The sequence below is a fragment of the Alteromonas sp. AWJ4_197 genome (genome assembly GCF_056160285.1).
In genome coordinates, this window is record NZ_JBSWWW010000003.1 from 50,235 (window position 1) to 65,446 (window position 15,212).

Consider the following 15,212-nt stretch of genomic DNA (forward strand, 5'->3'; position numbering starts at 1 on the left):
AACGATTATTTGATTCAGTTTAAGCGATTACTATCGCTGCGGGTCGCCAATAAAAAAGGCCGGTATTCGCCGGCCTCAGAGACTTTACATTTCGTTAAGGTGTATAGAAGGTTGCCGCACCCGGTCCAACAGGCATACCAAGAAGGAATACCCAGAAGAAAAACAGCAGCGACCAGCCAAGGATAAACACCATAGAATAAGGCAGCATCATGGCAATCAGAGTGCCCATTCCGACATCCTTACGATACTTAGCCGCCATAGCGAGGATCAGACCGAAATAGCTCATCATCGGCGAGATCACGTTGGTAACCGAGTCGCCGATACGATATGCAGCCTGAATCACTTCCGGTGCGTAACCTAATAGCATCAGCATGGGCACGAAAATGGGCGCAGTCACAGCCCACTGCGCCGAGGCACTGCCCAGCGACAGATTCACCAGTCCGCACATTAAAATAAACAGAATGAACACCGACGGCCCGTCAAGACCCGCGGCCTGCAACAGCGCTGCACCTTTAACGGCGAGGAACGTACCAAGGTTTGTCCATTTAAAGAAGGCTACAAACTGGGCGGCGAAGAATACCAGCGTGATGTAGAGACCCATTGCTCCCATACTTTTGGACATGGCGTTAATTACATCGCGGTCGTTTTTCATCGAACCAGTTACCCTGCCGTACACGAAGCCGGGTATAGCAAAGGTAATGAAAATAAAAGCAACGATACCTTTAAGAAAAGGCGAACCGGTTATAAGGCCGGTTTCCGGATTTCGCAGCGGGCCATTTTCAGGTACAACGGTAAGTGCCAGCACAGCACACACTGCAACGAATGCAAGTCCGGCCATTTTCAGACCTTTCTTTTCCAGAGCCGTTGGCGCTTCCATGGACTGGCCTTCCAGTTCCACAGAGGCATCCGATTCGTTGAACCTACCCAGCCTTGGCTCGACAATTTTTTCAGTCACAAAGGTGCCCATGATGGCAATGACAAAGGTACTGATGAACATGAAATACCAGTTTACTTCCGGGCCAACCACATATTCAGGGTCAATCATATGCGCGGCGGCTTCAGTGATGCCGGAAAGTAACGGGTCAACGGTGCCAAGTAACAGGTTTGCGCTGTAACCCGCCGACACGCCGGCAAATGCAGCAGCCAGCCCGGCCAGCGGATGACGCCCCAGAGAATGAAAGATCATGGCTGCAAGCGGAATAAGGACAACATATCCCAGCTCAGATGCGGTATTTGAAAGAATGCCGGCAAACACCACGGCGAATGTGACCACGCGCTTAGGTGCACCCATCACCAGGGAACGCATCAGCGCGGAAAGCATACCGGAGTGCTCTGCCACAGAGACACCCAACAATGCCACCAGCACGGTACCAAGCGGAGCAAAGCTTGTGAAGTTGGTCACCAGACCGGTAACGATACGCTGAAGGCCTTCAGCACTCATCAGCGAGATGACTTCAATCATGCCGTCTGCTTCGCGGCCTTTTGCGCCTACAGGACGGGGATCAGCCACAGCCACATCGAAGTAGCCCAGGATGCCACTTAAGATGACGATGAATACAGATAGTAATGCGAATAATGTGATCGGATGCGGCAACAAATTCCCGAGCCACTCAACGGTAGCCAAAAATCGTGCGAACCATCCGCTCTGTGCAGCATCCCCGCGGGACGGCACCTGAGACTGATTGGAACTCAAGATAAACCTCTGTCGTTTTTATTCAGATCTGCATTTTATGCAGCCTGATTATAATAATGTCGCGCACAGTATAGCGAATAAACAGCGTCTTCGCAGCAAAAGGGCTGTAAAGCGGCTATTTTCCATACTTTAGGACGACGAAAAAAACGTCTGACAGTGGGTTTTAAGGGCATAAAAAAACCCGCTTAAAGCGGGTTTTTCAGTAAGTTACGATTTATTTACCCTTGGAATTATCCAGGTATTTAAAGAAATCGCTGTCCGGTGCAAGCACCATCACGTCATCTTTACCATTGAAGCTCTTACGATAGGCATCCATGCTGCGCAGGAAGCTATAGAAATCGGGGTTCTTCGAGTAAGACGTTGCATAGATTTGTGCTGCCAGTGCGTCACCTTCACCACGTACCTGACGGGCATTACGCTCCGCGTCTGCCAGCATAACGGTAACTTTTGCATCGATATCTGCACGGATCACTTCGGCTTGTTCCTGACCTTCCGAACGGTGCTCACGGGCTACCGCAGCACGCTCTGCACGCATACGCTGGAAGATCGCGTTACTGACTTCGTTAGGCAGGTTAATTTGCTTAACCCGTACGTCAACGATTTGAATACCCAGTTCTTTAGATGATTCGCTGGCTTGTTCCATTGCCTGATTCATCAGTGCAGAACGCTCACCGGATACGATTTGTGCAATGGTGCGGGCACCGAATTCAGAACGCAGACCGTTGTTCACCTTCTGTTTCAGAAGCGCCTCTGCCTGCAACTTATTACCACCTTGTGTAGAGAGGTAATATTTTGCGAAATCAGCAATTTTCCACTTCACATAGGAATCGACAATAAGGTCTTTCTTCTCTGAAGTAACGAAGCGATCAGGCACATCATCCAGCGTTTGAATGCGGGCATCCAGACGACGGACAGAATCGATAAACGGCAATTTGAAATGCAGGCCGGGCTCGAATACGCGTGTTTCGCCGGTGGCGTCATCACGTTGTACTTTACCGAACTGAATAACAATTGCTCTTTCGCCTTCGCTTACGACAAATAACGAGCCGGACAGCAAAATAACAAACAGTACTACTACTGCAATGAGTAAGTTCTTCATGCGTTATTCTCCTCCGTTACCGAAACGACTGTCACGGAAACCGGAACTCTGCGTTGCTGAGCCCGATGAGTTACTGCCGGATGAAGATGGCAGCGACTGATAAGACGAAGATGAACGGGCCGGCGCAGATGATGATTTTTGTTCCATCATTTTATCCAGCGGCAGATACATCATGTTATTTCCACCTTTGCTGTCGACAAGCACTTTGCTGGTTTTACCCAGTACTTCTTCCATCGTTTCCAGATAGATACGCTCACGGGTAACCTGAGGCGCAGCTTCAAACTGAGGCAGCAGCTCAGAGAAACGGGCCACTTCACCCTGCGCTTCCAGAATGACACGCTCTTTGTAAGCCTGTGCTTCTTCGTTCATCCGGTTAACCTGACCACGGGCACGGGGTTCAATTTCACGTGCGTAAGCTTCGGCTTCGCGGATGAAACGCTGTTCATCTTCCTGAGCAGCGATAGCATCATCGAATGCATCTTTCACTTCTTCAGGCGGACGGGCATCACGGAAGTTCATGTCAGTGATGGTGACACCAAGATCGTAAGGTTCAAGAATAGATTGCAGCTCTTCCCAGACACGTTGACGGGTAACCTCACGGCCATCGGTTAATACGTCATCCATTTGTGAGTGACCTACAACATAACGGATTGCACTGTCGAGTGCCTGGCTCAGGCTCATTTCAGGGCTGGTTACCGCAAACGTCCAGCGATACGGGTCTACCACGCGGTATTGCATTTCCATCTGAACACGCACCACGTTTTCGTCTTCCGTCAGCATGGAGCCGCTCGAAGCCTGGTCGCGGATAGATGTGACATCAACCGGAATAACGGTATCGATAAAGGTTGGCTTCCAGCGAAGTCCAGGTTCTACCTGCTGAGAATATTCACCGAAACGAAGCACTACACCACGTTCTGATTCACGGATGGTATAGAACCCGCTTACCACCCAGATTACGGCCAGCAGCGCGATTAGAATAGCAGCGCCGACTGTGCCCAGGCTTTTACCTGAACCACCGTTGCCACCGCCCATTTTTCCGAATTTACCAAACAGGTTTTTGAACACGTCGTCCAAATCCGGGGGCCCCTGATCGCGACCGCCGCGGTTTTTCCACGGGTCGTTATTTTTGCCACCCGGCTCATTCCAAGCCATGCTGATACTCCATAAGTGGTTAACCCCCGATAACTGAATAAGCTGCCCGCGATGAACAGCCGTTCAATTATTTTGGGATCTGATTTTAAAATCTGTCGTTACGAATCTGTCGTTTAATGATGTACCACATAGCCGGACAAGCCGTCATCAAGGCGTTTTTCTAAACGGTTCCAGTCGCTGGTGGGCATTCTTACATCCACTACCCAGTCACCGCCGTCGTCATAGGCCTCATTTGCGATACAATTTAAATCATACAACACCCCGCGCAATTTACTTTGCGCCGGGGGGATCCGCAGTGTGTAACTTACCATGCTCTGTCCTAAGCAATCGGTAAGTGCTTTACTCAATAAATCGAGCCCCTCTCCGGAATGAGCAGACACCCATACACGAACAGGTACACCCTCGTCGTCTCTATCTATACGCGGTGATATTTCATCAAGTTTATCAATCTTATTACAGATTATTAATTGTTGAATATCATCTGCTTCAATTTCTTCAAGCACCGCATTCACTTCATCCATCGTTTCACGGTAGTTTGCTTCTGCCACATCAACAACATGAAGCAGTAAATCCGCTTCCTGTGTTTCCTGTAACGTGGCTTTAAATGCTGCAACCAGGTCGTGAGGGAGATGACGGATAAACCCGACGGTATCTGCCAGAATAGCCGGCCCCACATCCTGCAAGTCAATTTTGCGCAGAGTAGGATCCAGCGTGGCAAACAGCTGGTCAGCTGCATACACGTGGGAATTTGTGATGGTATTAAATAACGTCGATTTCCCTGCGTTGGTATAGCCAACCAGAGAAACCGTGGGAATTTCGGCACGTTTGCGCGATCTGCGCCCTTGCTCACGTTGTTTCTGTACCTTCTCCAGCCGACGGAGAATGGCTTTAATACGGCCACGTAACAACCGGCGGTCAGTTTCAAGCTGTGTTTCACCCGGACCACGCAGACCTATCCCGCCTTTCTGGCGCTCAAGGTGTGTCCATCCACGAATTAACCGGGTAGAAATATGTCGAAGCTGTGCCAGTTCCACTTGCAACTTACCTTCATGTGTCCGGGCACGTTGTGCGAAGATATCGAGGATAAGGCCGGTACGATCTAAGACCCGGCATTTGCAGATGGCTTCGAGATTCCGCTCTTGAGACGGCGATAACGCATGATTGAAAATCACTACATTAGCATCATGCGCTTTCACAGAAGCAGCAATCTCTTCGGCTTTACCAGAACCAACGAAATACTTAGCATGTGGAGCACTGCGCGACGTCGTAAGTACGTCTACCGCATTCACTCCCGCAGAAGATACGAGCAATTCAAGCTCGGCGAGATCTTCTTTGCTGTTCTCGTCAGCAAAATTTACATGAACAAGAATAGCCTGTTCACCGGCTTCATAACGGTCAAACAAGCAATGTACCTTTTAAATTATTCACTTTTACTATTTTCAGCATCCCCTTGGGTTGAGCTAGGCATAGTGATAGCACGTGATGGTACAACCGTTGAAATGGCATGCTTGTAAACCATCTGGCTAACTGTGTTTTTCAACAGAATCACGAACTGGTCGAACGATTCCACTTGCCCCTGAAGTTTGATCCCATTTACCAGATAAATGGATACGGGAATACGCTCTTTTCTTAACGCATTCAAGAATGGGTCTTGTAGTGATTGCCCTTTAGCCATTTGATATCCTTAGTTTTTATTATTTCCATGGCAAACATATACGTTTGCCACCGCGCTTAATGTATAACACACTCCAACACTTAAAGTGTGATTTTTGACAAAATATTCGTCAAATTATGGTTAGCAAACGTGTCAAGCCAGTGCAGTTCCGGCCAGCCTCTTAACCAGGTCAGCTGCCGTTTTGCAAGTTGACGCGTTGCAATAATACCTTTCTCACGCATTTCTGCATAGTCGAGTTGCCCTTGTAAATACTGCCACGCCTGACGGTATCCTACTGAACGTATAGAGGGTAAATCTTCATGAAGATCACCCCGGGCAAACAATGTCTTCACTTCATCAATGAAGCCATCTTCAAGCATCATATCGAACCGCTGTTCAATACGACCGTGTAACACTGCTCTGTCTTCCGGTGCTATCGCAAATTGCGTCACCTGAAAAGGACATGGCTCGCCTTTTTCGGCCTGCCAGTCAGTGAGGCTGCGGCCGGTCGACCGGTAAACCTCAAGCGCCCGTGTTACACGCTGCGGATCATTCGGGTGAATGCGGGCGCCACTTACAGGGTCTACACGAGATAATTCATCGTGTAAGGCTTGCCATCCATGCGCCCCGGCATCCCGGACAATGCCCGCTCTCACCTCATCGTCAGACTTAGGTAAGGGCGAAATACCATTTATCAAGGCATTAAAGTACATCATCGTACCACCCACCAGCACTGGCAATTTGCCGCGCTGATGGATATCGTTAACCAGCGAAATGACATCCCGGCGAAATTCCGCCACGGAATACGTTTCTGACGGATCGATAATATCAATCAGCCAGTGTGGCGCCAGCGCCTGTTCTTCCGCGGTCGGCTTTGCCGTACCGATGTCCATGCCTTTGTACACCAGTGCTGAGTCAACACTGATAATTTCACAAGGTACGCGTTGTGACAGCTCCAGCGCCAGACCTGTTTTACCGGAAGCGGTAGGCCCCATAATACTTACGACGGGCTTCATATTCTGACTTTCACTCATTCCGGCCACGTCTCTATTAATCTGTCTGCAGGCTGGCTGCGCCCCTGTTGTTCCAGCACAGTAATCTGTTCGCTGACAGGCATCGATTCAAATCCGTGCCACACTGCTGTAAGAATATCAGCCGGTACGGTTGTCACTGATATTAAAGACTTTAGCACATCATTCAGGTTCTGCCCGCCGGAAGTCAGCATGGCCGGAAACCAGTTCACCCAGGGAAAATGTCTGCATCCTGAAGGTGCCTGTTGTAACCGGTATTTACCTGCCACCAGACTGATTTCAAAGTGGTGATCTTGCAAAACCTCAACGGTTTGTTCACTTACATTCGTGTTGGCCACTGATACCGGCATCAGCAATGGTTGCGATGTGCCGGCCAGCTCAATTTGAGCCGCCACCCACTGGGCGATTATAGCGTTTACAGATAAAAGCAAACAGTTGTTTTTATGACAGTAAATTCTTACATATTCATTTAACTGCAAGAATGATAACGCAGAGGTCTCCTGCGTATCAATCTGTGAGCTGAGCAAAGTGCTGTAGCGCTGCCCGTAATCGGCCACCGTTGCGGCAGGCACCGGTGCACTGCGGTGACGGCCCGTTCCTCCTGCCGCCCCGCTTCCTTGATAGCGTCCCTGTGCAGTTCCGGCAGAGGAACCAGCAAAAGACTGTGAAGACCGCGGCACGGATTGCGTTGCTGTTGTGCTGTATCCGTTATTTTCCGGCGAAAGCCCCTGATGCGTACCCTGCGGTTGCGCCGGTGTAAGGGGGCGAATGTAATCGTGTTCCGGCTCATCAAACTGCGCTGTCTCACCGGTGTCACCGTCACTGAGCGCATCTGCCACGGCCTTACAGATAAAATCATGTACAAGACGGCTTTGCTGAAAGCGAACTTCATGTTTAGCCGGATGCACATTCACATCGACATCACGGGGATCAACGGTCAGGTAAACCACGAAAGACGGTTGTTCCAGCACACCCCACACACTTTCATAAGCCTGACGGATTGCGTGCAGGATGAGTTTGTCCCGCATACCCCGGCCGTTTACAAAACTGAACTGGCTGTCGGTACTGCTTCTTAGCATGGTCTCATTGCCCAGCCAGGCTTCAAGTGTCATGCCGTCATAGCCGGTTTGCACGTAAACCGCGTTGCTCAGAAACTTTTGCCCCATTACCGCACTGATACGGCGGGTCAGAGGATCAGCTGACGAAGCCTGATAACGCTTTGTCATCTTGCCGTTGTGTTTCAGCAAAAAGGACACGTCGGGATGGCTGAGTGCAATCCTGCGGACCACATCTTCGATATGCTGATATTCGGTTTTTTCAGTGCGCAAGAACTTGCGTCTTGCCGGCGTATTGTAAAACAAATCAGCCACGTCGATAGTCGTGCCATTCGGATGGGCAACCGGGTTTACGGTGACCTCCATGTCACGACCTTCACAGTGAGCCTGCCATGCCTGTTCCTGATCTTCCGGTCTGGAAGTCAGAGTAAGCCTGCTGACTGAGCTGATACTGGCCAGTGCTTCACCGCGGAATCCTAACGACATGATTTGTTCGAGATCATCCAGCGTTGCAATTTTACTGGTTGCATGACGGCTGAGCGCCAGGGGTAATTCGTCTTTGCAGATGCCGCCACCGTTGTCACGCAATCTGATGCGCTTTTGCCCGCCTTTTTCAATATCCAGTTCGATACGTGTGGCACCGGCGTCGAGACTGTTCTCAATTAGTTCTTTAACAACAGACGCAGGTCTTTCTACCACTTCGCCGGCAGCGATTTGGTTCGCTAACTGCGGTGGGAGTAGCTGTATAGGCAAGGGAATTCCAGACTTTGTTTCAGGTTCTCGGGATGGTCAGTTCCTGACCAATCTGTACGGTGTCGCCGCTAAGGTTATTTGCCGCTTTAATGGTACTGATTTTGACATTGTAACGTTGCGCCAGCAAGGACAATGACTCACCACTGCGAACCTTGTGAATTAAATTACGGGATTTTTGTGAAGCCCATAAGGTGCCGTCCGGCGGGACCTGACGAAAATACGTCTTGATTGCCTCAAACATTGAGGTAGCCAGCCGCTCGCGGTATTCACTCCAGTTCAGGTTTTTTTCTTCCTGCGGATTACTGATAAAACCGGTTTCTACCAGAATTGACGGAATATCCGGCGCTGTCAGAACGGCGAGACTGGCCGCCTGCGGAGAAGACTTGTGCATACGTGTTACGCCACGCAACTCTTTTATCACTTTCTGACTGAGGTCGTAGCTGGCTGACATAGAATGATCCATGGACAAACCGAGAATGGTTTCTGCCAGATAACGCTCGCTGGCGTTATCAGAAATCACTTCTGCTGCGCCGCCCAGTAATTCAGAATGCTGTTCGGTTCTTTCCAGCCAGCGACCCAATTCAGTATCAGCACGGCGCATTGACAATACCCACACAGATCCGCCTCTCGGACCGGCTGTGGTAAAGGCATCAGCGTGTATTGAAATCAGTAAGTCAGCTTTACTTTTGCGGGCGATTTCTGGTCTGCGGTTCAGCCCGACGTAATAATCGCCTTCCCGTGTCATTACTGCACGCATGCCGGATTCCGCATTAACCAGTTTTTCAAGGTATTTGGCAATACTCAGGGTAATGTGTTTTTCGTAAGTACCGGCACGGCCGATAGAACCGGGGTCATTACCGCCGTGACCCGCATCAATGGCAACAATAATATCGCGGTCCCGACTGTTGTTTTTCGTATCCAGCACGACGGAAGTCGACGCCAGTGGCGCAGCGGGGCCGGGGTTCGGATCAATTAAGTCAACCACGAGGCGGTGTCCGTAGGGACCATCAGGCTCAACAGGAAAAATGGAAGGCTTTGCCTTTCTCGCCATTTCGATAACGATGCGGGCTGACTGACTGTTCTTTGGTGTTGAGTGGCGCACCCGCTTTACCAGGTCACCGGTGATATCAGCCTGTGACAAATCGCTGCCGTTATCGGTATCCGCAAGGTCAATAACCAGCCTGGCAGGGTTGTCTAATGAAAAATAGGTAAATTCAGGCGCCGTTTTAAGATCGAGCACAACGCGGGTCCTGTCACCGGAAGGTGCAGCCCTGACTCCGCTAATCTGGTTTTGTGCCCAGGCAGCGCATGCCAGTGACCACAAACAGATTGTGTAAACGATTACGCGCAACATATTTCGCCCTGAAAATTTCCTTTCGTCAGCTTTTTTATTTTTTATGGGGCACTCAGTGCACAAACAACAGCATCACCGTCCGCTGATTTCGCGGCAATGTGCAATGTCCGCACATCATCATGTGAGTTAATACTAATCACTAAATCCGCAGATGCCAAGAACTCGGCCCCTTTTTGAGGCCATTCAATCAGACAAACGCTCTTTTCACCGAAGTAATCACGGATCCCCATGAATTCCAGTTCTTCAGGATCCGCCAGACGGTACAGATCAAAATGATAAACAGAGACTTCATCCAGTTCGTAAGGTTCCACCAGGGTATACGTGGGGCTTTTTACGTGCCCCGCGTGTCCGAGTGTTTGAATGAAAAAGCGGGAAAATGTCGTTTTGCCGGCGCCCAGGTCGCCTTCCAGATAAATCACCAGGCCGGCTGGCAGTCTGCTCTTAACAGCGCTGGCTAATTGCTCTGAAATTTTTTGTGTGGCTTCCGGTGAATCTGACCGGAAAACATGTTCTGCGTACGACATAAACTCTGCTTCAACAAATACTACTGGTTGATGAGCACCCTGACGGCGTCAAATAAATCGCTGGCAATCATACCACGTTGGCCGTACAAGTCAGCCAGATCATCTCCGGCTTTAGCATGCACAGTGACGCCATATTTTGCTGCGATATCCCGTGACAGCCCCTGCGCTAGCAGCGCTCCCAGGATACCACTGAGCACATCACCGCTACCCGCCGTTGCCATACCCGGATTACCGTGTTTGCTTACCCAGGTAGACCGCTCGTTATCAATAATGGTTCCCGCGCCTTTCAGCACACAGGTGGCATGATAACGCTGGGCGCATTGTCTGGCATAATTAAAGCGTTCAGCTTCCACATCATCCACAGACACACCCAGCAGGCGCGCCGCTTCTCCGGCATGTGGCGTTAAAATACAGTCATTAATGGTATACGCAGTGGCCTGACGGCTGAGCAAATTCAACGCATCGGCATCCAGCACCATCGGCTTCGGATGAGTCTGACAATGCTTCATCACCGTTTGAAATACGGTTTCTGCCCAGTCATCCTGCCCCAGACCGGGTCCGATCACCACGCAGGTCGCCCAGCTCAACGCATCTTCCAGATTTTCATCTGTCACCATCAGCTCCGGACGGCCGGCGCTGACCTGAATGGTTGACGCTTCATGGGTATAAACCCGCACCATGCCGGCACCGCTTCGCAGCGCAGCTTCACTTGACAGACGGATTGCCCCGGCAGTGCCTTTATTGCCGCCAACGCACAATAACCGGCCGTATGTACCTTTGTGACTGTGTACCGCACGTGGACCCATACCGCGAAACTGTTCGATATCCAGTAAGCTGGCTGACGAACGGGCGAGTTCAGAGAAGGCTTTACCGATTCCGAGGTCATCGTAAACTAACTTACCGCAGGACTGCTTGCCGGCACCGGTAGATAAACCGGGCTTAATACCCACGAATGTGACGGTGACATCAGCTTCAATACAGCGACCTAATGACTGACCGGTATTGGCATCGAGACCGGAGGGCACATCGATACTGACCACCGGAATAGCATGAGCATTGATAGCATCAATAATATCAGCAAATTCATTGCGGATATAACTGGTGATACCGGTTCCCAACATCGCGTCGACAACCAGTCCTGCTTTATCCAGCAAGCCTTTATCGAAGACTTCAATTTTTCCGCCGGCATCAAGCCAGCGTTTTTGTGCCCGGCCAGCATCGCCTTCAAGAATACGGTGAGGTTCGACGGCGCACACATGCACCTGCTTGCCTGCTTCTTTCGCTTTCAGTGCAGCGATATAACCATCGCCGGCATTGTTGCCCTGCCCTACCATCACAAGATAAACGTGGGTGTTTGGCAGCAGGCTCTGACACTGACGGAATACCGAAGCACCTGCACGCTCCATCAGGGTGGCCAGATCACAGCCGGACTGCTCCGCTGCGGCCTGTTCGTGTTCTCTTACCTGTTCGGCGCGAAAGAGTTTATGTGATAAGCTTGTCGCGAGTTTAGTATCCAGCATAGTTTCCATGTCCGCGTTGCAATCAATCGATCTCAATAGATTAACAAACGATATCAAGGCTTGGGGCCGCGCGCTAGGTTTTCAGCATGTGGGTATCAGTGATGTTGATCTCAGTCAGCATGAAGAGAAGTTGATGGCATGGCTGGAAAAGGGCTATCACGGTGATATGGAATATATGGCCGCGCACGGCACCAAAAGAGCCAGGCCCGCAGAGTTACTGCCCGGCACCGTGAGAGTAATCAGTGTGCGCATGGACTATCTTCCTCCGGATGCGTCTTTTGCCCGCCATCTTTCTGATGATCAGATTGGTTATGTCAGCCGGTACGCGCTTGGCCGTGACTACCACAAAGTACTGCGGCAACGTCTGAAACAACTGGGGGAAAAAATATCTGCGCAGTTTGAGGATGCGCAGTGGCGTCCTTTTGTCGACTCCGCACCGGTGCTGGAACACGCTATTGCTGAAAAGGCCGGTACCGGCTGGACAGGTAAACACTCCCTCACTATCAGTAAAGAAGCCGGCTCCTGGTTTTTTCTCGGCGAGTTGTTCATCAACCTGCCGCTGCCTGTAGACGAGCCGGTAGAAGAAGGATGCGGCAGTTGTACTGCCTGCCTGACGATTTGCCCCACACAAGCCATCGTCGCGCCTTATACCGTTGATGCCAGAAAGTGCATTTCTTACCTCACCATTGAGAATAACGGGCCGATTCCGGAAACATATCGCCCGCTGATGGGAAACCGCATATACGGCTGTGATGACTGTCAGTTGGTGTGTCCCTGGAACCGCTATGCAGCAATTACAGAAGAAACAGACTTCCACGCCCGCAAGCAATTGCACGGTCAGCCTCTGACCACCCTGTTTGCCTGGGATGAATCCACGTTCCTGAAAAATACTGAAGGCTCACCTATACGGCGGATAGGACACGAAAAATGGTTACGGAATCTTGCCGTCGCCATGGGCAATGCATCGGCCAGTGAAGCCATTGTGTCGGCTCTTGAAGGTCGTTCGGGAAGTGTGTCAGAGATGGTTCAGGAACACATTGACTGGGCGCTGGCCCAACAGGCAGGGAAGCAAGACAGGGAAACAGTCAGCAACCGGCAACAGCAGCGTCTCACCCGGGTAATAAAAAAAGGGCTGCCGCGTGATGCGTAGCCCTTTCCAAAAAGAAAAACAGCGTCGTTTTTATTTGTGGTACTGACGACTCAGACGGTGAACCGCATCAACAAAAACGCCGGCATGCTCAGGCGGCACGTCCAGATGGATACCATGGCCTAAATTAAACACATGCCCTGAGCCTTCACCGAAGCCGGCCAGAATGCCCGCCACTTCCTCTTCAATACGCGCAGGTGGCGCGTACAGCATGGACGGATCCATATTGCCCTGCAACGCGACTTTATCCCCCACGCGGGCTTTGGCATCTGCAATATCAATTGTCCAGTCCAGACCAACTGCATCACAACCTGTCGCAGCAATTGCTTCCAGCCACATGCCACCGTTTTTGGTAAACAGAGTCACCGGCACCCGGCGCCCTTCACTCTCACGGGTCAGCCCTTCGACAATACGTGCCATATACTGAAGAGAAAATTCCTTGTAATCCCGGGGAGAAAGTACACCACCCCAGGTATCGAAAATCATCACTGACTGCGCGCCCGCAGCAATCTGTGCATTCAGATAACTGGTGACAGAGTCGGCAAGCTTGCCCAGCAGCGCATGCAGTATCGCAGGCTCTGCGAATGCCATTTTCTTAATTTTCGTGAATGCCTTGCTTGATCCGCCTTCTACCATATAAGTAGCCAGCGTCCAGGGACTGCCTGAGAAACCGATAAGCGGTACTTCACCTTTTAATTCTCTGCGGATGGTGCGCACAGCATTCATCACATACTGAAGCTCCCCTTCGGGATCAGGGACACCAATTTTGTCCACATCCGCTTTTGACGTAACCGGATTTTTAAAACGCGGACCTTCTCCGGCTTCGAAATACAGACCTAATCCCATTGCATCAGGAATCGTCAGGATATCTGAAAATAAAATCGCAGCATCCAGAGGAAAGCGACGCAGGGGTTGTAAAGTCACTTCACAAGCCAGTTCTGCGTTTTTGCATAACGACATAAAGTCACCGGCTTCAGCCCGGGTTGCTTTATATTCAGGCAAATAACGACCGGCCTGTCGCATCATCCAAACCGGCGTTACATCAACAGGTTGCTTCAGCAATGCGCGTAGATATCTGTCATTTTTCAGCGCCGGACGCGCTGTGGAAGGGCTGTTAGCCGTCATGCATTTCCTCTGTTTTCAATACTGATTCTGGCGGGAGTATACCAATAAATAAGGTTGAAACGGCGGTCACAGATCAAGTAATCACAGTTTTTGACACCAAATGGCATAAAAATAACCAAAAGTATAAGACTTTAGTCTTGCTACTTAAGTACATGTCGATAATAATAGACACAACATAAAGAAGCCCTTTAATTTTGTTTAACATCATTAAAAGGGACCGACGCACAATCCTGAGGCCCCGCATCGCGGGGCTTTTTATTATCTGTTATCCTCCTTTGTGCTTATTCAACACTGCCTCAATAAGACGTCCTGCAATAGATAGTTTGGGCGGAATGTCCGGCAGTGCATCAATATCGAACCACTGCGCATCAACGATTTCTCCTTCTTCGGGCACAATGTCACCGCTTTCATATTCTGCCAGATAACCCATCATTAATGAGTGAGGAAATGGCCAGGGCTGACTGTCAAAGTAAGTGAGATTTTTCACCTTTACGCCCACTTCTTCTTCCACTTCCCTGTGTACCGCCTGCTCGAGGCTCTCACCACTTTCGACAAATCCGGCGATGGTGGAATACATATTGGTGTCCTTGTGCCTCACCCCTTTGGCCAGCAAAATCTGATTATGCCGGTAAATAGCAACAATAATACATGGCGAGATGCGTGGATAAACACGGTGCTTGCACTGATGGCACTGCATCGCCATTTCCCAGTCAACCTGTTCCATCTTAGCCCCGCACTGACCGCAATAGCGGTGTGTGCGCAGAAAATGCACATACTGCCAGGCTCTGGCCAGAACATTAAATTGCTCATCAGTACCAGCCGCCAGTAAGGTGCGCAGGGATGTCAGTTCCCAGTCATCCTGTTCAATGTGCTCTGCCCCCGTATCAATAATGTATACAGGCGCGCCCACAGCATGATGTTCTGAAAGCGGCGGCAGCTCCACAATGCTGGCCTGATGATGAGCAATAAATTCCAGTGCAGACCAGCCGCCCAGATAAAGTGAAGTAGTGGATTTAGGAACGAGTATTTTATCGCGGCTGAATATCAGCCAGTGTGCCTGAGCAGATTGCAACTGCCGGTCAGATACCGCTTTGATCATTGAACA

13 protein-coding genes are annotated in these 15,212 nt (G+C 50.4%); 1 reads left to right on the plus strand and 12 read right to left on the minus strand.

Annotated features, from left to right (window positions below):
* Nucleotides 1–94: 94 nt before the first annotated feature.
* From ACXAGC_RS06795 to ACXAGC_RS06840, 10 genes are all read right to left on the minus strand, one after another.
* A complete protein-coding gene (locus ACXAGC_RS06795) occupies nt 95–1,693 on the minus strand; it encodes an AbgT family transporter (protein ID WP_474843539.1) in 1,599 nt (532 codons plus the stop codon).
* Between the two features lie 214 nt (nt 1,694–1,907).
* Entirely contained in the window at nt 1,908–2,792 is an 885-nt protein-coding gene (hflC, locus tag ACXAGC_RS06800; protein WP_474843541.1) for a protease modulator HflC, read from the minus strand.
* Nucleotides 2,793–2,795: 3 nt separating this feature from the next.
* On the minus strand, nt 2,796–3,944 hold the full coding sequence (gene hflK / locus ACXAGC_RS06805; protein WP_474843543.1) for an FtsH protease activity modulator HflK: 1,149 nt from the start codon (nt 3,942–3,944) through the stop codon (nt 2,796–2,798).
* A gap of 113 nt (nt 3,945–4,057) precedes the next feature.
* A complete protein-coding gene (hflX, locus tag ACXAGC_RS06810) occupies nt 4,058–5,347 on the minus strand; it encodes a ribosome rescue GTPase HflX (protein WP_119499853.1) in 1,290 nt (429 codons plus the stop codon).
* 17 nt (nt 5,348–5,364) lie between these two features.
* Nucleotides 5,365–5,619, minus strand: coding sequence for an RNA chaperone Hfq (gene hfq, locus ACXAGC_RS06815; RefSeq protein WP_119499852.1), 255 nt, complete (start codon nt 5,617–5,619; stop codon nt 5,365–5,367).
* 80 nt (nt 5,620–5,699) lie between these two features.
* A complete protein-coding gene (miaA, locus tag ACXAGC_RS06820; RefSeq protein WP_474843546.1) occupies nt 5,700–6,632 on the minus strand; it encodes a tRNA (adenosine(37)-N6)-dimethylallyltransferase MiaA in 933 nt (310 codons plus the stop codon).
* Nucleotides 6,629–8,437 (minus strand): DNA mismatch repair endonuclease MutL, encoded by a 1,809-nt coding sequence (gene mutL / locus ACXAGC_RS06825; RefSeq protein WP_474843548.1) that lies wholly within the window; start codon nt 8,435–8,437, stop codon nt 6,629–6,631. Before mutL ends, miaA begins: the two co-directional genes overlap by 4 nt.
* 19 nt (nt 8,438–8,456) lie before the next feature.
* Nucleotides 8,457–9,791: an N-acetylmuramoyl-L-alanine amidase gene (locus tag ACXAGC_RS06830; protein ID WP_474843550.1), complete on the minus strand. Its 1,335-nt coding sequence runs from the start codon at nt 9,789–9,791 to the stop codon at nt 8,457–8,459.
* A gap of 41 nt (nt 9,792–9,832) precedes the next feature.
* Nucleotides 9,833–10,315: a tRNA (adenosine(37)-N6)-threonylcarbamoyltransferase complex ATPase subunit type 1 TsaE gene (gene tsaE, locus ACXAGC_RS06835; RefSeq protein ID WP_474843552.1), complete on the minus strand. Its 483-nt coding sequence runs from the start codon at nt 10,313–10,315 to the stop codon at nt 9,833–9,835.
* 20 nt (nt 10,316–10,335) lie between these two features.
* Nucleotides 10,336–11,835 (minus strand): NAD(P)H-hydrate dehydratase, encoded by a 1,500-nt coding sequence (locus ACXAGC_RS06840; protein WP_474843554.1) that lies wholly within the window; start codon nt 11,833–11,835, stop codon nt 10,336–10,338.
* A gap of 7 nt (nt 11,836–11,842) precedes the next feature.
* On the opposite strand from ACXAGC_RS06840, the gene queG reads away from it, so the two are divergent.
* The gene (gene queG, locus ACXAGC_RS06845; protein ID WP_474843556.1) at nt 11,843–12,985 is read left to right on the plus strand and encodes a tRNA epoxyqueuosine(34) reductase QueG; all 1,143 of its coding nucleotides are present in this window, start codon (nt 11,843–11,845) and stop codon (nt 12,983–12,985) included.
* 30 nt (nt 12,986–13,015) lie between these two features.
* On the opposite strand, the gene hemE is transcribed toward queG, so the two are convergent.
* Nucleotides 13,016–14,107: a uroporphyrinogen decarboxylase gene (hemE, locus tag ACXAGC_RS06850; RefSeq protein ID WP_474843558.1), complete on the minus strand. Its 1,092-nt coding sequence runs from the start codon at nt 14,105–14,107 to the stop codon at nt 13,016–13,018.
* A gap of 265 nt (nt 14,108–14,372) precedes the next feature.
* Nucleotides 14,373–15,206: an NAD(+) diphosphatase gene (nudC, locus tag ACXAGC_RS06855; RefSeq protein WP_474843560.1), complete on the minus strand. Its 834-nt coding sequence runs from the start codon at nt 15,204–15,206 to the stop codon at nt 14,373–14,375.
* Between the last annotated feature and the right edge of the window lie 6 nt (nt 15,207–15,212).